General features: G+C 68.9%; 15 protein-coding genes and 1 pseudogene. 14 read left to right on the forward strand and 2 right to left on the reverse strand.

Annotated features, from left to right (window positions below; all coding sequences use genetic code 11):
• The first annotated feature begins 176 nt into the window (after positions 1-176).
• Positions 177-1,561 (forward strand): annotated as a pseudogene (locus ACGF3C_RS11415) (RICIN domain-containing protein).
• Between the two features lie 71 nt (positions 1,562-1,632).
• Here ACGF3C_RS11415 and ACGF3C_RS11420 read toward each other — a convergent pair.
• A complete protein-coding gene (locus ACGF3C_RS11420; protein WP_357232325.1) occupies positions 1,633-2,403 on the reverse strand; it encodes a FadR/GntR family transcriptional regulator in 771 nt (256 codons plus the stop codon).
• 257 nt (positions 2,404-2,660) lie between these two features.
• On the opposite strand from ACGF3C_RS11420, the gene ACGF3C_RS11425 reads away from it, so the two are divergent.
• The 8 genes from ACGF3C_RS11425 to ACGF3C_RS11460 all read left to right on the forward strand — a co-directional run bounded on the left by ACGF3C_RS11425 (position 2,661) and on the right by ACGF3C_RS11460 (position 10,603).
• Complete coding sequence (locus ACGF3C_RS11425) at positions 2,661-3,812, forward strand: extracellular solute-binding protein (RefSeq protein WP_357232337.1); 1,152 nt, start codon at positions 2,661-2,663, stop codon at positions 3,810-3,812.
• A gap of 4 nt (positions 3,813-3,816) precedes the next feature.
• Positions 3,817-4,797 (forward strand): sugar ABC transporter permease, encoded by a 981-nt coding sequence (locus ACGF3C_RS11430; RefSeq protein WP_357232328.1) that lies wholly within the window; start codon positions 3,817-3,819, stop codon positions 4,795-4,797.
• Positions 4,797-5,624: a carbohydrate ABC transporter permease gene (locus ACGF3C_RS11435; RefSeq protein WP_357232331.1), complete on the forward strand. Its 828-nt coding sequence runs from the start codon at positions 4,797-4,799 to the stop codon at positions 5,622-5,624. The genes ACGF3C_RS11430 and ACGF3C_RS11435 overlap by 1 nt, the downstream gene beginning before the upstream one ends.
• Position 5,625: 1 nt before the next feature.
• Complete coding sequence (locus ACGF3C_RS11440; RefSeq protein ID WP_355006930.1) at positions 5,626-6,849, forward strand: mandelate racemase/muconate lactonizing enzyme family protein; 1,224 nt, start codon at positions 5,626-5,628, stop codon at positions 6,847-6,849.
• Positions 6,850-6,955: 106 nt separating this feature from the next.
• Positions 6,956-7,981 (forward strand): alcohol dehydrogenase catalytic domain-containing protein, encoded by a 1,026-nt coding sequence (locus ACGF3C_RS11445; RefSeq protein WP_357235074.1) that lies wholly within the window; start codon positions 6,956-6,958, stop codon positions 7,979-7,981.
• The gene (locus tag ACGF3C_RS11450; RefSeq protein WP_393221088.1) at positions 7,978-8,739 is read left to right on the forward strand and encodes an SDR family NAD(P)-dependent oxidoreductase; all 762 of its coding nucleotides are present in this window, start codon (positions 7,978-7,980) and stop codon (positions 8,737-8,739) included. Before ACGF3C_RS11445 ends, ACGF3C_RS11450 begins: the two co-directional genes overlap by 4 nt.
• Positions 8,736-9,614: an amidohydrolase family protein gene (locus ACGF3C_RS11455; RefSeq protein ID WP_393221091.1), complete on the forward strand. Its 879-nt coding sequence runs from the start codon at positions 8,736-8,738 to the stop codon at positions 9,612-9,614. The genes ACGF3C_RS11450 and ACGF3C_RS11455 overlap by 4 nt, the downstream gene beginning before the upstream one ends.
• Entirely contained in the window at positions 9,611-10,603 is a 993-nt protein-coding gene (locus tag ACGF3C_RS11460) for an aldo/keto reductase (protein ID WP_357222395.1), read from the forward strand. The genes ACGF3C_RS11455 and ACGF3C_RS11460 overlap by 4 nt, the downstream gene beginning before the upstream one ends.
• Positions 10,604-10,692: 89 nt before the next feature.
• On the opposite strand, the gene ACGF3C_RS11465 is transcribed toward ACGF3C_RS11460, so the two are convergent.
• Complete coding sequence (locus ACGF3C_RS11465; RefSeq protein WP_393221095.1) at positions 10,693-14,241, reverse strand: ThuA domain-containing protein; 3,549 nt, start codon at positions 14,239-14,241, stop codon at positions 10,693-10,695.
• Positions 14,242-14,762: 521 nt separating this feature from the next.
• Here ACGF3C_RS11465 and ACGF3C_RS11470 point away from each other — a divergent pair.
• From ACGF3C_RS11470 to ACGF3C_RS11490, 5 genes are read left to right on the forward strand one after another with little or no spacing between them, the layout of a single operon-like run.
• Positions 14,763-16,274: a sugar ABC transporter ATP-binding protein gene (locus tag ACGF3C_RS11470; RefSeq protein WP_393221098.1), complete on the forward strand. Its 1,512-nt coding sequence runs from the start codon at positions 14,763-14,765 to the stop codon at positions 16,272-16,274.
• Positions 16,271-17,242, forward strand: a complete 972-nt coding sequence (locus ACGF3C_RS11475) for an ABC transporter permease (RefSeq protein WP_112585260.1) — start codon at positions 16,271-16,273, stop codon at positions 17,240-17,242. The genes ACGF3C_RS11470 and ACGF3C_RS11475 overlap by 4 nt, the downstream gene beginning before the upstream one ends.
• A gap of 2 nt (positions 17,243-17,244) precedes the next feature.
• The gene (locus ACGF3C_RS11480) at positions 17,245-18,228 is read left to right on the forward strand and encodes an ABC transporter permease (protein ID WP_357222388.1); all 984 of its coding nucleotides are present in this window, start codon (positions 17,245-17,247) and stop codon (positions 18,226-18,228) included.
• Positions 18,229-18,241: 13 nt separating this feature from the next.
• Positions 18,242-19,426: an ABC transporter substrate-binding protein gene (locus ACGF3C_RS11485; protein ID WP_307857817.1), complete on the forward strand. Its 1,185-nt coding sequence runs from the start codon at positions 18,242-18,244 to the stop codon at positions 19,424-19,426.
• A 6-nt stretch (positions 19,427-19,432) separates the two neighbouring features.
• The gene (locus ACGF3C_RS11490) at positions 19,433-20,284 is read left to right on the forward strand and encodes a sugar phosphate isomerase/epimerase family protein (protein ID WP_393221103.1); all 852 of its coding nucleotides are present in this window, start codon (positions 19,433-19,435) and stop codon (positions 20,282-20,284) included.
• Positions 20,285-20,361: the final 77 nt, after the last annotated feature.

A 20,361-nucleotide genomic window follows, 5' to 3' on the forward strand; every position in this document is an offset into this window, starting at 1 on the left:
CGCGGCCTGCCACGAAGCCCGGATCGTGGCATCGCCATCGAGGTACGCCGTTGGCCGCGGGTTGCCCGCACACAACACCCCAGACGTGCTGACGCCACCACCAGGACGCCGGTACGCACGCCACGGCACGCGCGGGCGCTCCCGCTCGTGGGTGACCCCGATCGAAGGAGTGGACCATGAAAGCCCTCGTAGAGGCTCGTCCCGCCTCTCGGCACAGATCTCGCTGGCGCTCAGGGTTGGCCGCGGCGGCGGCCGCGGCCATGGCAGCCAGCGCACTCGTCGCGGTCAACGCGGCGCCCGCGGCGGCAGCGACAGTGGACACCAACGCCTCCTACGTGCTGGTGAACCGCAACAGCGGCAAGGCGCTGGACCTGTACGCCTCGGCCACGAACGACGGGGCGCGGATCAGCCAGTGGACGCGCAACAACGGCCTCAACCAGCAGTGGCAGTTCGTGGACTCCGGGGGTGGCTACGGATCAAGTCGCGGCTCTCGGGCAAGGTGCTCGACGTCAGTGGTTTCTCCACCGCTGACGGCGGCGCCATCGTGCAGTGGTCCGACCTCAACGGGACGAACCAGCAGTTCCGGTTGGCCGACTCGGACGGCGGCTACGTTCGGCTGATCAACCGCAACAGCAACAAGGCGGTCGAGGTGCAGGGCTCCTCCACCGCCGACGGCGGAAACATCGTCCAGTACGCCGACTGGGGCGGCACCAACCAGCAGTGGCAGCTCGTCGCCGTCGGCGGTGGCACCACCCCTCCACCGTCGGGTGGCAGCGGGTGCGGCAAGGCCCCGACGCTGGCCAGCGGCACGCACACGATCCAGAGCAACGGCAAGAGTCGGACCTTCATCCTCCGGGTGCCCGCCAACTACAACAACAGCAACCCCTACCGGCTGATCTTCGCCTTCCACTGGCGGGGCGGCACCATGCAGGAGATCTCCTCCGGCGGCACCAGCGGGACCGCCTGGTCCTACTACGGGCAGCAGGAGCAGTCGAACAACAGCGCCATCCTGGTGGCGCCCCAGGGGTTCGGCAACGGCTGGGGCAACTCCGGCGGTGAGGACATCACCTTCGTCGACGACATGATCAGCCGGATCGAGAGCAGCCTTTGCGTCAACCCGAGGCAGCGGTTCGCGCTCGGCTTCAGTTGGGGTGGCGGCATGAGCTACGCCGTCGCCTGCGCCCGAGCCAACGTCTTCCGGGCCGTCGCGGTCATCTCCGGCGCGCAGATCAGCGGGTGCAGCGGCGGTACGCAGCCGATCGCGTACTTCGGGCTGCACGGCATCACGGACAACGTCCTGAACATCTCCCAGGGCAGGGCGCTGCGCGACACCTTCGTCCGCAACAACGGTTGCACCGCGCAGAGCCCGCGCGAGCCGGCCGGCGGCAGCCGCACCCACATCACCACCGTCTACTCCGGCTGCAGGTCCGGGTACCCGGTGCAGTGGGCCGCGTACGACAACGGCCACATGCCCGGCCCGGTGGACGGCACCTACGCCGAGAGCGGCATCACGACCTGGACCAAGGGTGAGATCTGGAGGTTCTTCGCCCAGTTCTCGTGACTCTTGTCGGCCTCAGCTGGCGGCGCCTGCTCCCGTTCCTCGGGGCGGGCGCCGTCCGTTGCCCGTGACGATCAGCGTTCGAGGCGGTCGGGGCTCCCCGAGCCACTGCGGCGGACCAGCCAGGCCTCGGTGATGTGGGTGAACATCGCCTCGGCGGCGCCGTTCGAGTCGTGGGCGGCGATGCGCTCGTAGATGCGTCGGTGACCCTGGTTGGACGCCACGCACAGCGCCCGCTCGGTCCGGCCCATGTAGCGGGCGGTGTTGATGACCTGGCTCTCCAGCGCCCGTACGACGCCCCGAGCGATGCGGTTGCCGGATGCCTGCATGATCGTGTCGTGGAAGGCCCGGTCGTGGTCGTGGTAGGTGACGTGGTCGTCGACGAGTTCGTCCATCCGGTCCACCATGGCCCGCAGCCGATCGACGGTCTCGGCGTCGGCGTGGCGGGCGGCGACGTTCGCCATGTCGGACTCCAGCACCCGCCGGGTGACGACCAGGTCGTCGAGGATGGCGAGGCTGTCGTCCACCGCGATGGTCGCCGCGAGGACCAGCTCGTCGAGCATGTCCCAGTGTGCCGGTGGGGTCACCATGGTGCCGGCGCCCTGGCGAACCTGCACCAGCCCCTTCTCCTGAAGGATCTTCACTGCTTCCCGGACGACGGTCCGGCTCACGCCGAAGGTCTCGCAGAGGATCGGCTCGGGGGGTAGGGACGACCCGGACGGGTGTACGCCGCGGACAATGCGCTCCACCAGTTCGGCGGTGACCGCCCTGGCGAGGTTGGTCGGCCGACGCACCCATGCCGGGGTCCCCGGGCTGTTCAGGGCTGTTTCCTGCGGTGGCGTCATGTCCCCCTCCGATGGCTCGCCGTGGCACGACGTCCGGATCAGTGTACGGCCGACCGTTGACGTAACACGTCATACGAGTTACCTTCCGGTCAACATTTGGCTAGCGGGGCACCCGCCGGCCACCCCCCATATAGAGGTGACAACTGATGAGACAGCGCGCAATATGGTCGGCCGTCCTCGTTGTGGGCCTGGCCCTGGCCGGTTGTGGAAGTGCTAGCGATTCGGGCAAATCGACCAGCTCCGATGGCAAGTTGGTCGTGTGGGACTGGAAATCCGGCGAACCATTCGCCAAATCCTATCTGGACAAGGCGAAGGCCGACTTCAAGAAGAAGCACGCCGACGTCGAGGTCGAGTTCGTCGCGCAGCCGTTCGACCAGTACTACACCCTGCTCGGCGCGGCGATCCAGTCCGGCAAGGGCCCCGACGTCATGATGTTCAACGGCGGTGGCCAGATCCGCGACCGGGTGGACGCGTTGGTGCCGATCACCGACTACGTCGCCGAGGACAAGCAGCGGCTGGCCGGATGGGACGCGTTCACCAAGGACGGCAAGGTCTACGGCAGCCCGGTGACGCTGCAGGGCTACCCGATCTACTACAACAAGGAGATCTACCGGAAGGCCGGCCTCGACCCGGCCAGCCCGGCCACCACCTGGGACAAGTTCGTCGCGGACTGCGCCGCCATCGCCAAGGCCAGCTCCAAGTGCTTCGCCCTCGGCAACAAGGAAGGCGTCGGCATCCAGTTCTGGCTCTCCAGCATGGGGTCGGTGACCCTCACCGCCGCGGAGTACGACGCCTGGATCACCGGCAAGCGCGACTGGACCTCGCCCAACGTGAAGCGGATCTTCGAGCTCTGGAAGGAGACCGGAGTCAAGAAGATGAACACGGACGGGGCCAACTCGACCGCGATGTTCAACGACTCCTTCGCAGCCTTCCAGTCCGGCAAGGCCGCCCACGTCATGGGCCTCATGTCCGACGTCGGGCACTGGAAGTCCTTCAACGAGTTCCTCACCGCGGAGAAGCTCGGCGTCATGAAGGCCCCGGTCGTCACCGCCGGCACCACCCCGAGCCTGCCGTACGACGGTGGCATCGGCTACGCCGTGGCCAAGTGGACGAAGGACCCGAAGGTGGCCGCCGACCTGGTGCGCTCCCTGACCGCGGCCGACGCGTTGAAGGCGTTCTACGCTGACGCCGGCGCGATCGCCGCCGACATCACGATCGACGTCTCGCAGGCCGGCCCGGCCGCCTCCACGATCGTCGCCGAGCTGAAGACCGGCAAGCCGGCTCTGCACGTCGCGCTCGACTCGAAGACGATCGACCTGATGGGGCGCCTCTCCCAGCAGCTGCTCAGCGGTTCGATCACCGTCGACGAGGTGGTGAAGCAGTTGGCCGCTTCCGACCAGGCGGGCTGACCTCGTGCCGATCGGAAACACGCAACCGTCGGTCCGCCTGGCTTCGGCCGGGCGGGCCGGCGGCCCGGCGGCCACCTCCCCCGCGCACCGCGGTGGCACCCGTCCCCGTCGCACCCGTGGCGGCCTGGGGGCCGAGCGCTATGCCCCTTACATACTGGTCGCTCCGGCCGTCCTGATCATCGTGGCGCTGCGGCTCTACCCGCTGATCCTCGGGGTCAACTTCTCCTTCACCGGCGACGGTGACCGGAACGGAGAAGCGGTCGGGTTCGGCAACTACCAGGAACTGTTCGCTGATCCGCTGTTCCGCACCGCGCTGGGCAACGTCGGCCTGTTGGTGTTGCTGCTTCCGGTGGCGGTGGCGATCCCCGGTCTCCTCGCCACGTTCATCTTCCTCCGCGTGCCGGGCCACCGCTTCTACCGCAGCGTCTACTTCTTTCCGGCGGTGCTCTCGCCGGTCATCGTCGGGGCGATCTTCAACCTGCTGCTCGCCTTCGATGGCCCCCTGAACGCCGTGCTCGGGTCGATCGGTGTCGGTCCGGTGGACTGGCTCGGGGACCCGGACGTCGCGATGTTCATGGTGGTGGGCGTGCACATCTGGGCCACCTTCGGGATGGCACTGGTGGTGTTCCTCGCCGGCTTCGCCACGCTGGACGCCGCGCTGCTGGACGCCGCCCGGGTGGACGGCGCGTCGCTGCGCCAGGTCGTCTGGCACGTGATCATCCCGAGCCTCGCCCGGACCATCCAGTTCGTCTTCGTGACCACGATGATCGGGATGCTGACCTCGATGTTTGGGCTGCTCTTCGTGATGACCAGCGGCGGCCCGGAGGGCTCGACGTACCTGCCGGAGTACTACATCTGGATCCAGCAGGGCCAGATGAACCGCCCGGCTCTCGCGTCCGCCGCGTCCACGATCCTCTTCGCGATCATGCTCGTGGTGGGAATGTTGCAGATCAAACTGCTCGAACGATCGGGAAAGGTGGACTGATGCCCCGCGTCCGACTGGGACGGTGGATGATCGCCATCCCGATGTCACTGCTCGCGGTGGCGACGATCTACCCCCTGCTCTTCACCGCGAACGTCGCGTTGAAGACCCGCCGGGACTACATCCTGGACCGGTTCGGCCTGACCAGCACTCTGCAATGGGAGAACATCAGCACGGCGTGGACCAGCGTCGGAATGGGCCGCTACTTCGTCAACTCGCTGGTCGTGGTGACGTCGTCGGTGCTGCTGCTGCTCCTGCTCGGGTCGATGGCCGGCTTCGCGCTGAGCCAGTTGCGTTTCCGTGGCTCGTCGGCGTTGTTCCTGGGCTGCCTCGCGGGGCTCTTCATCCCGTTCCAGGTCATCATGGTGCCGCTCGCCCGGATCATGGCCGACACCGCGCTGATCGACACGTACCCGGGTCTGATCCTCGTCTACGTGGCCCAGTTCCTGCCCTTCACCGTCTTCCTGATGACGAGCTACTACAAGGGCATCCCACCGGAGATCGTCGACGCCGCCCGGATCGACGGCAACACCGTGTACGGCGTGTATCGCCGGATCATGCTGCCACTGGGCACCCCGGCGCTGCTGTCGGTCGGCATCCTCAACGCCCTGTTCTGCTGGAACGACGTCCTCATGGCGTTGGTGATGATGCCCTCGGCGGAGAACCGGACGCTCATGATCGGGGTGACCTCGTTGCGAGGGCAGTACAGCGACAACATCCCCACCTTCGCGTCCGGGGTGCTGATCGCCGCCATACCCGTCCTATTGGTCTACCTGTTCCTCCAGCGCCAAATTGCCGACGGCGTCGCCGCCGGTTCCACGAAGGGTTGACATGCGGATCACGGGATATCGGACGCTCACCACGGTCCAGGAATGGGGGCGCCCCGTCGGCGACGCCAACGGCGTGTTCTCCGACGGGGTGGTCCCGGTCTCGATCGTCCTCGTCGACACCGACGAGGGCATCACGGGCGTCGGCCTCGGGCCGCACGTCGAGATCGAGCGGATCTTTCCAGCCATCGAGGGCGAAGACCCCCGTGCCGTGACGTCCCTGTACGACCGCATGTTGCGGCACACCTTCAAGGCCGGCCACGCCGGCCCGGTGTTCGGCACCATCGGCGCTCTGGACACCGCGCTGTGGGACATCAAGGCGCAGGCCGCCGGGGAGCCGCTGTGGCGACTGCTGGGCGGACGGGACCGGCGGGTCACCGCCTACGCCTCCGGCCTGGACATCGGGCTCACCGACGACGAACTCGTGGCCGAGTACGAGGTCTACGCGAGCCACGGCCTTCGGGCGGCAAAGCTCAAGGGCGGCCTCGACATCGAGCGCGATCGACACCGACTCAGCCTGGTCAGAGAGGTTCTGACCGAGGCCGGGCACGGCCGGCGGCCCGGCCTGATGCTCGACGTCAACGAGGCGTGGACCCGCAAGCAGGCCGTCCGACACGTCTGCGAGCTGGAACGCACCCTGGACCTCATCTGGATCGAGGAGCCGGTCCGGCGCTGGGACGCCGAGGGTCTCGCCGCGGTCAGCCGAGGGGTGTCCGCGTCGGTCGCCACCGGTGAGAACCTGACCGGGCTCGAACAGTACCGTCCGCTGATCGCCGCAGGTGCTGTCGACATCGTCCAGATGGCGGCCGTCTGGGGGGTCACCCACTTTCTGCGGGCGTCCGCCCTGGCCCATGCCCACGACCTGCCGGTCAGCCCGATCGGCAACAGCCCCGTCGGGCTGCTGCACGCCGCGACCTCGGTGCCGAACCACCTGACCAGCGAGTTGCAGGACCTGCACACACCCGTTGGTGTCTCCATCGACCTGCACGTCGAGGATGGCGCCTTCATCCTGGGCGACGCACCCGGTCTCGGGGTCCGGGTGGACGAGGAGCGGATCCGGGCGGTCAACCGCCGCCCGCAGGCGCAGACGGCCGACAGCCCCAACGTCCGGCCGGAGCGGGCCGGACGACGGCTGCTGGCCGGAGTCGACGGGGTGATCCCCACCCGCCAGGTGCCTGTCGTGTCGCTGAACTCCCGCAACGAGGTGTCGCCGACCGTACGGCACTGAGCTGAGCACCAGAGAAGGAAGGGCGTGGGTGCATCGCGACGGCGATGCACCCACGACCATGCCCGGTCGGCACGACCGACGTACCGACCGTCGAGACGGAGGAACGATGAAGGCAGTCGTCTACCGGGGAGCGCGCCACCTCGGAATCGAGAACCGCGACCCGGAGCCACCGGGCCCCGGCCAGGTACGGATCGAGGTGGCCTACACCGGCATCTGCGGTACGGATCTGCACATCTACCACGGGGACATGGACGCCCGGGTTGGTGACTCCGCGATCATCGGGCACGAGATGTCCGGGCGGATCGCGGCCGTCGGCGACGGCGTGACCGGCTGGAACATCGGTCAGGCCGTCACCGTGATGCCGACCCGGCCCTGCGGACGCTGCGCCGCCTGCCAGCGGGGCAACTCACACGTCTGCCACGCGATGAACTTCCTCGGCATCGACTCACCGGGTGCCATGCAGTCCTCCTGGACGGTGCCGGTGGAACTGGTCCTGCCGCTTCCCGAGGAGTTGCCCCTCGACCACGCGGCGCTCGTCGAGCCGGTGGCGGTCGCCGTGCACGACGTACGCCGGGGGAACGTGACCGCCGACGACCATGTCGTCGTGGTCGGTGGCGGGCCGGTCGGCGTCCTCATCGCCACCGTCGCCCGGGGCCGTGGCGCGCGGGTGCTCCTCGTCGAGCCGGACCCGTTCCGACGCGAGGTGGCGGAGGGGGTCGGCATCGAGGCCGTCGACCCGCGAGCGACCGACGTCGTGGCGCTGGTCAACGACCGTACCGATGGCGCGGGCGCCGACATCGCCTTCGAGGTGTCCGGCGCACCGGCCGGCGTCACCACTGCTGTCGACGTCCTGACCACCCGTGGGCGGCTGGTCATGGTGGCGATCCATCCTCAGCCCCGCGAGGTCAACCTGCACCGGTTCTTCTGGCGTGAGCTGGAACTCCTGGGTGCCCGGCTGTATCAGCGCGACGACATGGTGGAGGCGATCCGGTTGGTCGCCTCGGGTGCCATCCCGGCACAGCGGCTGATCTCCCGGGTCGAGCCGGTCGAGGCTGCCAGCGCGGCCTTCGAGGCGCTGGAGGGTGGCGGCGTCATGAAGGTGCTGCTCGATGTGCGGGAGGGAAAGCAGTGACGGCCTTGTTCGACCTGTCCGGCCAGATCGCCGTCGTGACCGGGGCGCGGCGCGGTATCGGCCTCGCCATGGCCGAGGCCCTGGCCCTGGCCGGCGCCGACATCGTGGGGGTCTCCGCCCAGCTCGAAGCGGAGGGCAGCGAGGTCGAACGCCGGGTGCGCGCCACCGGCCGCCGGTTCACCGGGCTGCGGGCGGACCTCGGCGACCGGGCGGCCGTGCACCGGTTGGCCAGCGACATCACCGCTCTCGGGCCGGTCGACATCCTGGTGAACAACGGTGGCACGATCGCCCGGACCCCGGCCGCCGAGCACCCGGACGAGATGTGGGACCACGTGATCGAGGTCAACCTCAGCAGCCAGTTCATCCTCAGCCGGGAGATCGGCCGGACGATGGTCGAGCGCGGCCGAGGAAAGATCATCTTCACCGCGTCGCTGTTGAGCTTCCAGGGCGGCATCACCGTCCCCGGTTACGCCGCCTCGAAGTCGGGCGTGGCCGGCCTCACCAAGGCGCTGGCGAACGAGTGGGCGGCCCACGGGGTGAACGTCAACGCCATCGCGCCCGGCTACATCGCCACCGACAACACCCAGGCGCTGCGCGACGACCCCGACCGCAACCAGGCGATCCTCGGGCGGATTCCGGCCGGGCGGTGGGGTCGGGCCGACGATCTCGGCGGTGCCACCGTGTTCCTGGCGTCGACAGCCTCGGACTACGTCAATGGCGTGGTGCTGCCCGTCGACGGCGGCTGGTTGGGCCGATGACGGGCGCGCAGGAGCACGGGCGGGCCGGGATCGTCGACGCGCACCACCACCTCTGGGTCCGGGCACGGCACCCGCAGCCGTGGATCGACCCGGTGACCATGGCAGCCATCGACGCCGACTTCGAACCCGCCGATCTCGCGCCGCCGGCCCGGGCGGCCGGGGTCACAGCGACAGTGGTGGTGCAGTCCATCGCCTCCGACACGGAGACGGTCGACCTGCTGGGAGTGGCCGCCGAGGACACCCTGGTCCGTGGGGTCGTCGGCTGGGTGGACCTCACCGCGGCCGACGTCGCGGAGCACCTCGACGGTCTGCGGGCAGCCCGAGGCGGGAAACGCCTCGTCGGCATCCGCCACCTCGTGCAGTCCGAGACCGACCCGGCCTACCTGGACCGTCCCGACGTCCGTCGGGGGATCGCGGCGGTGGGCGCCGCCGGCCTCGTCTTCGACCTGCTGGTACGCCAGCATCAGCTCCCCATGGCCGCGCGTCTCACGCGCGACCTGCCCGAGGTCAGCTTCGTCCTCGACCACCTCGGCAAGCCCGCGCTCGGCAGTCTGGAGATGGCCGAGTGGAGCCGTGACCTGCGGTCGTTGGCGGCCTCGCCCAACACGACGGCGAAGCTCTCCGGGCTGGTGACCGAGGTGCCGCACTCGCACTGGACGCCGGCTGACCTTCGACCCGCCGTCGAGGACGCCCTCGACGCGTTCGGGCCGGAGCGACTGATGTTCGGCTCGGACTGGCCGGTCTGCCTGCTCGCCAGTTCGTACCAGCGGTGGGTCGACACCCTGGCCGAGTTGCTGGAGGGCCGGGACGGGGCCGACCAGGCGTCGGTCTGGGGCGGGACGGCACGCCGCGTCTACGGGTTGGAGGCGTCATGATGGCCCGCTCACTGCCGCGCCGCCCGCAGCTACGGCTCACCGAGCTGGGCTTCGGCGCGGCCCAGGCGGGCAACCTGTACCGGACGACGACGGACGAGGAGTTCGCCTCGGCGGTCGACGCCGCGTGGGAGGCGGGCGTCCGGTACTTCGACACCGCGCCGCACTACGGTCTCGGGCTGTCCGAACGCCGCCTCGGCGTCGCGTTGCGCCAACGGCCGCGCGACGAGTACGTGGTGTCGACGAAGGTCGGGCGACTTCTGGTGCCGTCGCCTGAGGACGCGCACCTGCGGGACTCCGACGGGTTCGACGTGCCCGCCACCCACCGGCGGGTGTGGGACTTCAGCCGCGACGGCGTGCTGCGCTCCATCGAGGCCAGCCTGGACCGGACCGGGCTGGACCGGATCGACGTCGTCTACCTGCACGATCCGGACGACCACTGGGAGCAGGCCGCGCACGAGGCCGTACCCGCCCTGGTCGATCTGCGCGACCAGGGCGTCGTGGGCGCGATCGGCGCCGGGATGAACCAGTCGGCGATGCTGGCCCGGTTCGTCCGGGAGACCGACGTCGACGTGATGATGTGCGCCGGGCGGTACACCCTGCTCGAACAGGGCGCCGCCGCGGACCTGCTGCCGGCCGCCGAGAGCCGGGGGGTGGGCGTCGTCATCGCTGGCGTCTACAACTCGGGCCTGCTCTCGCGGGACCGGCCGCCGGCCGACGCCGTCTACAACTACGAGCAGGCCCCGGCGGCGGTGATCGAGCGGGCGCGGCGGATCGCCACCGTCTGCGAGACGTACGGGGTGACACTGCCGCAGGCGGCGCTCGCCTTCGTCCGCCGGCACCCGGCCGTGGTGTCGACGGTGGTCGGCGTCCGCACCGAGGCGCAGGTGACCGATACGGTACGACGCTCCGATGTCGCCGTACCCGAGGAGCTGTGGGGCGCCCTGGCGGCGGCCGGGCTGCTCGCCGTGACGCCTGGTCTGCCTGCCTGATCGACGACGACGTCCCGGCCGGGACCGGCTCCGTTTCTCGGATACCGGTCCCGACCGGGACGTCATCTGTTACCGCGACAGCCGCAGGGTCAGAGCGCCGTGAAGCGCCACTGCTGGTTCGTCGCGTTGCTGCAGGTCCACTGCAACACCCGGGCGCCGTCGGCCGTGGACGCGCCGTTGACGTCCAGGCAGAGCCCGCTCAGCACACTCTTCACCGTGTACACGCCGGAGGTTCCGGTCGCGGTGGCGGTGAACTTCTGCTGGTTGCCGTTGTTGCAGGTGGCCTGCTGGAGGAAGGCACCCGCCGCGGTCGAGCTGCCAGTGACCTCGACGCACTTGCCGCTGTGCACCGCCTTGAGGTAGAGCGCGCCGTTACCGGCGTCGACGGCCTGCCACTTCTGGTTGTTGCCACCGGTGGACGCCCACTGGGTGATCTGGGCGCCGTCGGCGGTGGAGACACCGCTGACGTCCAACAGCTTGTTGCTGTGCTGCGCCGTGACCGTGTAGGTCTTGCCGGCCAGGCCGGTGCCGGTGCCGGTGCCGGGTGTCCCGACGCCGTTGCCGCCGAAGGTGTGCGCGTCCAGATCGAACGAGTTGTTGCTGTTCTTGAACACCATGTAGAGCGTGTGCGTACCGCCGAGGGCGGCGACGCTCACCGGCGTCGTGGACTGGTAGTTGTCCCAGCCACCCGTGCTGGGCACCGTGGTGGTGGCCAGCAGGGTGCCGGTCGGCGAGTCGGCCCGCAGCTCGATCGAGCCGCCGCCGGACGGCGACGACAGCCGGTAGCTGACCGTCGAGATCCCCGACAGGTTCATCGGGTTGAACGCGATCCAGTCGTTGCTGGAGATGTCACCGACGCGCTTGGTGCTCTCCGCGGCCGCCTGGTCGACCACCCGGATGCCGGACTGGCTGCTGAAGTACTCGGACTGCTTGTGCTTCGGTTGCAGGATCGCCTGTGCGGTGCCGGTGAGCGGGGACCCGCCGCCCGAGCCGCCGTTGTCGGTGTACCGCGCGTTCAGCACGTAGAACAGGTTGGCGCCATCGGGGTGCCCACCGAGCAGGTCGGTGGAGATGGTGCCCGAGCAGCCCGGGTACTCGGTGGTCTCGTGGGCGTGGTCGTCGTGACCCAGCGCCGGGTTGAGGAACACCTTCGAGCAGTCGACGGTTCCGCCGTCCGGATCGGTCACGGTGATCTGGTACGACACCTTGTCACCGAAGGTCAGCATGCCCCCGTTGCCCGGTGTGGTGATGGTGACCACCGGGGCGCTGTTGCCGACGGTGATCGGGACGTTGGCGAAGCCGGTCTTGCCGGCGCTGTTGGTGACCTTCAACTGGGCGGTGTAGTTGCCGTTCGAGGTGTACACCTTCGACGGGTTGGCCGCCGTCGAGGTGGTGCCGTCGCCGAACGTCCACAGGTAGCTCAGCGTGTTGCCGTCCGGGTCGGACGTGCCAGCGCTGCTGAACTGGACGGTCAGCGGTGCGCTGCCGCTGGTGGGCGTGCCGGTGGCCTTGACGATCGGTGACCGGCCGCCCTGGTTGTAGTCGATCCGGTAGAGCCCGGAGTCGCTGTTGCCGCCGCCGAAGTTGGTGCCCCACTCCAGCAGGTAGAGCGAGCCGTCCTTGCCGAACTCCATGTCCATCGGCTTGTTGAACCGAACGTTGGGCAGGAACGGGTTGGTGCGGGTGACCGCCGAGGAGGAGTCGAAGTGCACCTCCTTGACGTAGTTGCGCGCCCACTCGTAGAAGAAGTGCACCCCGTCGTAGTAGGGCGGGAACTTCGTCGCGGAGGGGTTCGACGCGTCGTACCGGTAGACCGGGCCACCCATCGGCGCCGAGCCGCCGGAGCCCAGCTCCGTGAAGGTCGGCGAGGTGCCGTAGCCATACCAGATATTGGGTGCGACGACCGGCTTCAGGCTGGTCAGACCGGTGTTGTTCGGCGAGTTGTTGACCGGCGAGCTGCAGTTGAACTTGGAGCCGACGACGCCGGTGTCCGGGTTGAACGGCGCATAGGGCTGGTTGTCGCCGTGGCAGAACGGCCAGCCGTAGTTGCCGGCCTGCTTGATGACGTTCAGCTCGACCAGGCCCTCGGGCCCGCGGTTGGTGGTGGGCGGGTTCCGGTCCGGTCCGTAGTCGGCCAGGTAGACCCAGCCGTTGGCCGGGTCGATGGAGAAGCGGAACGGGTTGCGGAAGCCCATCGCGTAGACCTCGGGCTTGGTCTGCGCGGTGCCCTGGGGGTAGAGGTTGCCCGACGGGATGGTGTAGCCACCGCTGGCCGAGGGCCGGATGCGCAGCAGCTTGCCGCGCAGGTCGTTGGTGTTGCCGGCGCTGCGGGCGGCATCCAGGTTGGACTTGCCCGACCGCCAGTCCAGCGGGGCGTAGCCCTGCCAGTTCGGGTCCAGGTTCGGCGGCGTGTCGTCGCCGGTGCCGATGAAGAGGTTACCGTCGGGGCCGAACTTGATGTAGCCGCCGGTGTGGCCGGGCTCGGGGAACGTCCGGTCCCGGTACGCCGGGATGTCGATGATCGTCACGCCGCTCGACGTGTTCAGCGTGTCACCGCTGACCGTGTAGCGGGAGACCCGGTTGACGTCGGTGCTGCTGCTGGCTGGCGAGTGGTACAGGTAGATGTAGCCGTTGGTGGCGAAGTTGGGGTCCAGCGCCATGCCGGTCAGGCCGTCCTCGCCGCCGGTGTAGACGCTGAGGGTGCCGGCGGTGACGGTGCTGTTGGTGGAGGGCTTGAAGATCTTCACCTGGCCGCCGCGCTGGACGTAGAAGACCCGGCCGTCCGGTGCCACACCCAGCGCCATCGGGTCGACTGTGTTGTCGTCGAGGGTGCGCTTCTCGAAGTTGCCCCAGACGGTGCCGCCGCAGTCACCGGCGGCGTTACCGGCCGCCCACTTGATGCCACCGAGCACGTGATTCTGGAAGTTCGCCTCGCTGTAGGAGCCGATCGCGTGGCCCATCGCGGTGGCCCACACCCGCCCGCCGTTGGTGTTGCGGCACCAGGAGATCGGATGATCCGGGCCCATCGCCCGGGATCCCGGGTTGTACGTGCGCTCGTCGGCGGTCACCAGCACGTGCACGTTGCCGCGCGGGTTGGCGTCGAAGTTGTACCACTCCTCGCTGCGGGTCCACCGATCCGGCAGGCTGGCCGTCGACGGGTGCTTCTTGTCGGCGACGATGGCGGTGCCCTGGAGCACGCCGGGGGAGTGCTCGGGCATGTGGGCGCCACCGTTGATGGTCTGGTCCCACCACGGGTATTCGCTTTCGATACCCATGTCGAGGGCGTTGTGGATGCCCACGATGCCCTTGCCGCTGGCGAGGTAGCCCTCAACCGCCTGGCGCTGCGCCGTCGAGGTCCAGACCATGCCGGAGGTCTGGAGCATGACGATGACGTCGAAGGTGGCCAGGTTGCTGGCGGTGAAGACGCTTGAGTCCTCAGTGGCCACCACCTCGAAGTTGTTCGCCGCCGCCTGCTGCTGGATCATGCTGATCCCAGCGGGAATCGAGTCGTGGCGGTAGCCGGTGGTCTTGCTGAACACCAGGGCGCGGAAGGCCGGGGCCGCCGACGCGGGTGGGGCGAGTCCGAGCGCCAGTAACAAGCCGGCGATCACCGAGATGAGCAATGTGTTACGACGCATGCCGTCTCCTAGGTTGGGCGGGCGTAGGGATTGCGACCACGGGCCCTCCGACGCGTCAGGTTGACCCTGGACACGTGAGGGGACGCGGGCGCGCTTGTCTGCCTCATGCCGTTCGCCGCAACGGCAGTCAGACCTGCGGGACGTCACACAGCGTGATCGTGGCTGTGGTTCTCGTCCCGGGGTCCACGAGGTCAGGATGAGCTAGAGATCGATGACTGTCAATCCACAAAGTAACGTCCGACGTCCTGCCCGGTGGACGGCGTCCGTGCCTGACTCCCTCGCTGCGGTGCCGCCTGTCGATCCCGGCCCGACCTGGCAGTCGGTCTTGATCGAGGATTGCGGACCCGCATCCAAACATCTATCTTCATACGTGTGATGTTTCGTCGATGTCAAGGGAATGTTTGCACCGCAAGAACGTAAGTCGTGGTTGTAGCCACGAAAGCTTGTTGTTCAGTGCCTCAAAGCCGCCGTAGTGTGGCATCTAAACGTGTCTATGACTACTGTCTGTGAGGGCTTTCGGGATGTCAGATCCGCCGCCGACGCCGCTTCTCACCCTCCGGGGCATCGGCAAATCCTTCCTCGGAGTCCGCGTTCTCGACGGTGTCGACCTCGATGTCGCGCCGGGCGAGGTGCACGCCGTGGTCGGTGAGAACGGTGCCGGGAAGTCGACCCTCATGAAGATCGTCTCGGGCGGGCACGCCCCGGACGGGGGCACTGTCGAGTTCGCCGGTGCGACGCGTACGTTCCGTGGCCCGCGTGACGCGCAGCGGGCCGGCATCGGCATCATCCACCAGGAATTCAACCTGCTCCCGGAGCGCACCGTCGCGGAGAACGTCTACCTGGGGCACGAGCCGGTCCGACGCGGGCTCGTCGACCGTCGGGGGATGATCGACCGCACCACGTGGCTGCTCGCCTCGATCGGTGAGACCACGTTGCCGGCCGACGCCCGGGTAGGGCAGCTGGGCGTCGCGCAGCAGCAGGTCGTCGAGATCGCCAAGGCGCTCGCCCTGGATGCGCGGCTGCTCATCATGGACGAGCCGACCGCCGCGTTGGCCGACCACGAGGTCGAGCTGCTCTACGGGCTGGTGCGCCGACTACAGGAGCGGGGCATCGGGCTGCTGTACGTCTCGCACCGGCTCGCCGAGGTCTTCGACCTGTCCGGGCGGATCACAGTGCTCAAGGACGGCCGTCGCGTCACCACAGTGGACACGGCTGACACCACTGCCGACGAGTTGGTACGGCACATGGTCGGCCGGGAGCTCTCCAGCTACTACCCGGACCGGGCCGCCCCCGAGGACCGGGGCCCGGTGCGACTCAACCTTCGCGACGCGGGCAACCGGAAGCTGCGGGACATCAACCTCCAGTTGCGCGCCGGCGAGGTGCTCGGCATCGGCGGCCTCCAGGGTTCCGGGCGCTCGGCGCTGGCCCGCGCGATCTTCGGGGTGTCACCGTTCACGACCGGCGACATCACACTCGACGACCGGCCGGTCCGACTGCGCTCACCCCGCACCGCCATGCGGGCCGGCATCGCCTATGTCACCGAGGACCGCAAGGGCGAGGGGATCGTCCCCCGGCAGTCGGTACTGGACAACGCGCTGCTCGCCAGCCGGGCCGTCTTCGCCGCCCGGTCCGGCCGGGCGGCGAGGACCGCCCGGGTACGCGAGTTGCTGGCCGCCGTGGAGATCCGCGGCGCCGGCGACGACCAGGAGATCCGTTTCCTGTCCGGGGGCAACCAGCAGAAGGTCGTGCTGGCCCGGTGGCTCGCGCTCAACCCGCGGATCCTGCTCTTCGACGAGCCGACCCGGGGCATCGACGTGGGCGCGAAGTCAGCCATCCACGATCTCGTCCGCCGCCTCGCCCGGGATGGCGCGGCCGTGCTGATGATCTCGTCCGATCTACCGGAGCTGCTGGGAATGAGTGACCGGATCGTCGTCATGCGGGACGGCCACGTCGCGGGTGAGCTGCCCGCCGGCGCGACCGAGGAGGAGGTCGTCGCGCTGGCGGTCGGCACGACACGTGAGGTTGCCGCATGAGCGCTCTGTCGCTGCTGCCGGCCCGGCGTTCCGTACCGGGCGTGTTCGTGGCCCTGACCCTGACCCTGACGATCGGCTGGCTGGTCGTCCTGCTCGACGGTGGTCAGCTCTTCAACCAGTCCACGACCGTGAGTCTGCTGCATGTCGCGGCCGGCCTCGGGCTGGTCGCGGTGGGCCAGACCCTTGTCATCCTGGGGGGCTCGCTGGACCTCTCGGTGGCGTACGTGATCAGTCTCAGCACCCTCGTCGCGGCCGAGACGATGAACGGCAGCGACGGCGCGGTGCTGCCGGCGATCGGCCTGGTGCTCGTCGTCAGCGCCGGTGTCGGGTTGCTCAACGGGCTCCTCGTCACCAGGTTCCGGGTCAACGCGTTCATCGCGACCCTGGGCGTCGGGTTGCTGCTCAAGGGTTATCTCGACAACGGCTACGACGGCCCGGCCGGCACCACGGCACCCTCGCTCGTGCAGGCGCTCGGCTATCAGCGGGTCGGGCCGGTGCCGGTGTCGTTCCTGCTGTTGATAGCGGTCACCGCGGCGGCCTGGTTCGCGCTGTCGCGGACCCGCTTCGGCCACCACCTGGTCGCCGTCGGCGGGGACCCGGAGGTGGCACGGCTCTCCGGCGTCCGCAACGACCGGGTTCTCGTCACCGCCCACGTCCTGTGTTCGATGTGTGCGGGGCTGGCCGGCATCTACCTCGCCAGTCGGCTCGGCTCGGGCGCACCCCGGGTCGGCACCGAGGGCCTCTACGACCTGGAGTCGATCGCCGCGGTGGTGATCGGCGGAACCGCCCTCGCCGGTGGGCGCGGCGGCGTCATCGGCACGGTCGGCGGGGTGCTGCTGCTGGCCAGCATCGACGCCATCTTCAACCAGCTCGAGGTCGACGCCTTCTTCAAGCAGGTGATCCGGGGCGTCATCATCATCGCCGCGGTCGCCGTCTACGCCCGCCGGGCCATGCGAAAGGCGGCCTAGCCATGCAGACCGTCCAGCCCCGTTCCCTGCCACTGCGTCTGCCGCGGGTGCGTCCCGGTGGCGTCCTGCCGATCCTCGCGATCCTCGCGGTGCTGTTGGTGCTCGTCGGCATTCGTCAGCCCGACTTCCTGGCCCCGCAGTCGCTGATGTCCTTCCTCGGCCGTTCGGCCCCGATCATCCTGCTCGCCGCCGGCCAGTACTTCGTGATCGTGTCCGGCGAGTTCGACCTGTCGGTCGGTTCCCTGGTCACCGCCCAGGTGGTGGTGGCCGCCCGGCTGATCGACAGCGACCCGGCGCGTACCTGGCCGGTGGTGCTGCTCCTGCTCGCCTTCGGCGCACTGGTCGGGCTGGTCAACGGCCTGATCACGACACGGCTGCGGGTGCCGTCGTTCATCACCACCCTCGGCATGTTCCTGATCCTCGTCGGCGCTGTCTACCTGTGGTCCGACGGCGCACCGAAGGGTGGGCTCTCCGAGGAGTTCCGGCGGTTCGGCCGGCGGGCCTTCGAGGACGTGCCGGTGCTGGGTCGCGTGCCGTACGCGCTGGTGGTCCTGGTGGTTCTGGCGGTGGCGGCCGTGCTGCTGATGCGCTCGGACTTCGGCCGGACGCTGGTCGCCGTCGGCGACAACCCGCGCACCGCCGAGCTCAGCGGCGTACGCGTCTGGCGTACCCGGACCTTCGCCTTCATCCTCAGCGGGCTCGCGGCGGCGGTGGCGGCCATCCTCCTGGGCGGCTACAGCGGCGTGTCGTTCCAGGCCGGCGCGGGCCTGGAGTTCGGTGCGATCACCGCTGTCGTCCTCGGTGGGGTGGCGCTCGGCGGAGGTCGCGGCGCGGTCGTCGGGGCGATGCTCGGCGCGCTGACCCTCGAACTGCTGTTCGCCCTCATGAATTTCTACGGCGTCTCCGGCGCCCTCAGGTCGACCGTCCAGGGCGCGATCATTCTGCTCGCCGTGGCGGTCTCGGCAACCCGTTCTTCGTCGAGATAAAGGGGAAACCATAGTGCGACGTTCCATGGCGGCCATTGCCGCTGTCACCCTGCTGTCCCTTGCCGCCTGTGCCACCGACGAGCCGGCCGCGAGCCCGTCGGGAAGCGCGTCCGCCGCCACTGGTTCCGGCACCGGAGACCAGTCGAAGTTCTTCGTGCAGGCCGACTACGACGCCGAGTTGGCGCTGCTCGACGCGGCACCGACAGGCCCGGCCGACAAGCCGTGGGAGCAGGTGCTCAACCCCACGATGGTCGACACCGCCAAGTTCAAGAAGAACGGCCCACACAAGATCTGCTTCTCGAACGCGGCGCTGAACAACCCCTGGCGGCAGGTCGGGTTCAAGACCATGCAGGCCGAGGTCGAGGCGCAGAAGAGCCGCATCAAGGAGTTCGTGCACGTCGACGCCGAGGGCAAGGACCAGAAGCAGATCGCGGACATCAACGACCTGCTCGGCAAGGGCTGCGACGCGCTGATCGTCTCGCCGAACACCACGGCCACGCTCACCCCGGCCGTCGAGGCCGCCTGCAAGGCGGGGCTGCCGGTCGTCGTCTTCGACCGCGGTGTCAACACGAAGTGCCCGGTGACGTTCATCAACCCCATCGGCGGCTACGGGTTCGGCCACGTCGGCGCCGAGTTCGTCAGCCAGAAGATGAAGCCCGGTGGCAAGGTCCTCGCCCTGCGGATCCTGCCGGGCGTGGACGTCCTGGAGACCCGCTGGTCGGCGGCGAAGGTGGCGTTCGACAAGGCGAAGGTCGATGTCGTGGGCGTCGAGTTCACCGACGGTGACCCGGCCAAGACCAAGAAGATCGTCGACGACTACATCCAGCGGTACGGCACGATCGACGGTGTCTGGATGGACGCCGGAGCGACGGCCGTCGCGGCGGTCGAGGCGTTCCAGGACGCGGGCAAGCCCGTTCCGCCGATGAACGGCGAGGACCAGCTCGACTTCCTGAAGATCTGGAAGGACAAGAACCTCACCGCGATCGCACCGACCTACCCGACCTACCAGTGGCGGACGCCGATCCTGGCGGTGCTGCAGATCCTCGACGGCAAGCAGGTGTCCAGCCCGTGGAAGCTGCCACAGCCGACCGTCACGCAGGACAACCTCGACAAGTACCTCGACCCGAGCATGCCGCCGCTGCACTACGCGATGTGCGGCTGCACCGACCTGCCCGGCTACCCGCAGCGCTGGAAGTAGGAACCGATGTACGCCATCGGCGTCAACCCCTGGGTCTGGGCCTCGCCGGTCGACGACAAGGCCCTGACCGAGCTGATCCCGCGGATCGCCGCGTTCGGCTTCGACGCGGTCGAGTTGCCGATCGAGCAGCCCGGCGACTGGGACCCGATCCGTACCCGGGACCTGCTGGCCGAGCACGGCCTTGTCGCCGCCGGCGTCTGCGCGGTCACCCCGCCGGGGCGGGACCTGGTGGACGCCGCGCCAGCGGTCGTCGAGTCGACGGTGGCGTACCTGATGAATTGTGTGGAGACCGCGGCGGCCGTCGGCGCTGGATGCGTCGGCGGCCCCGTGTACGCCTCGGTCGGCCGCACCTGGCGGATGTCGCCAACGGCCCGTGCGGCCTGCTACGCGGATTTCCGGCGGGCCCTGGCACCGGTGGCCGAGCAGGCCGGTGAGTTGGGCGTGAGCATCGGTGTCGAGGCGTTGAACCGCTACGAGACGAGCGTCGTCAACACGATCGAGCAGACGATCGAGTTGATCGACGGGCTACCGCCGAACGTCGGCATCATGATCGATACCTACCACATGAACATCGAGGAGGCCGACCCCTACGCGGCCCTCGCCGTCGCCGGCCGGCACATCAAGCACGTCCAGGTCAGCGGCACCAACCGCGGCGCTCCGGGTGCCGACCACTTCGACTGGCCCCGGTTCTTCACCGTCCTGCGGGACACCGGTTACCAGGGCTCGATCTGCATCGAGTCGTTCACCGCGGAGAACGAAACCATCGCCACCGCCGCGGCGATCTGGCGTCCGTTGGCCCCCTCGCAGGACCGTCTCGCCACGGACGGCCTGCGCTATCTCCGGGAGATCCTCGGATAACTGCCCGACCCGTCACCCCCGCGCTGGTCGAGGCCGCTCCGCCACCCCACCCCGTTCTCATGTCAGGAGCACCGTCC

Origin of the sequence: Micromonospora sp. NPDC047762, from assembly GCF_043204655.1 — a bacterium.
Lineage (GTDB): Bacteria > Actinomycetota > Actinomycetes > Mycobacteriales > Micromonosporaceae > Micromonospora.

Bases quoted from the DNA above. Each gene is read 5' to 3' on its own strand.
- ACGF3C_RS11420 (WP_357232325.1), bottom strand. From the start codon at position 2,403: ATGACGCCACCGCAGGAAACAGCCCTGAACAGCCCGGGGACCCCGGCA.
- ACGF3C_RS11435 (WP_357232331.1), top strand. From the start codon at position 4,797: ATGCCCCGCGTCCGACTGGGACGGTGGATGATCGCCATCCCGATGTCA.
- ACGF3C_RS11440 (WP_355006930.1), top strand. From the start codon at position 5,626: ATGCGGATCACGGGATATCGGACGCTCACCACGGTCCAGGAATGGGGG.
- ACGF3C_RS11445 (WP_357235074.1), top strand. From the start codon at position 6,956: ATGAAGGCAGTCGTCTACCGGGGAGCGCGCCACCTCGGAATCGAGAAC.
- ACGF3C_RS11455 (WP_393221091.1), top strand. From the start codon at position 8,736: ATGACGGGCGCGCAGGAGCACGGGCGGGCCGGGATCGTCGACGCGCAC.
- ACGF3C_RS11460 (WP_357222395.1), top strand. From the start codon at position 9,611: ATGATGGCCCGCTCACTGCCGCGCCGCCCGCAGCTACGGCTCACCGAG.
- ACGF3C_RS11465 (WP_393221095.1), bottom strand. From the start codon at position 14,241: ATGCGTCGTAACACATTGCTCATCTCGGTGATCGCCGGCTTGTTACTG.
- ACGF3C_RS11470 (WP_393221098.1), top strand. From the start codon at position 14,763: ATGTCAGATCCGCCGCCGACGCCGCTTCTCACCCTCCGGGGCATCGGC.
- ACGF3C_RS11475 (WP_112585260.1), top strand. From the start codon at position 16,271: ATGAGCGCTCTGTCGCTGCTGCCGGCCCGGCGTTCCGTACCGGGCGTG.
- ACGF3C_RS11480 (WP_357222388.1), top strand. From the start codon at position 17,245: ATGCAGACCGTCCAGCCCCGTTCCCTGCCACTGCGTCTGCCGCGGGTG.
- ACGF3C_RS11490 (WP_393221103.1), top strand. From the start codon at position 19,433: ATGTACGCCATCGGCGTCAACCCCTGGGTCTGGGCCTCGCCGGTCGAC.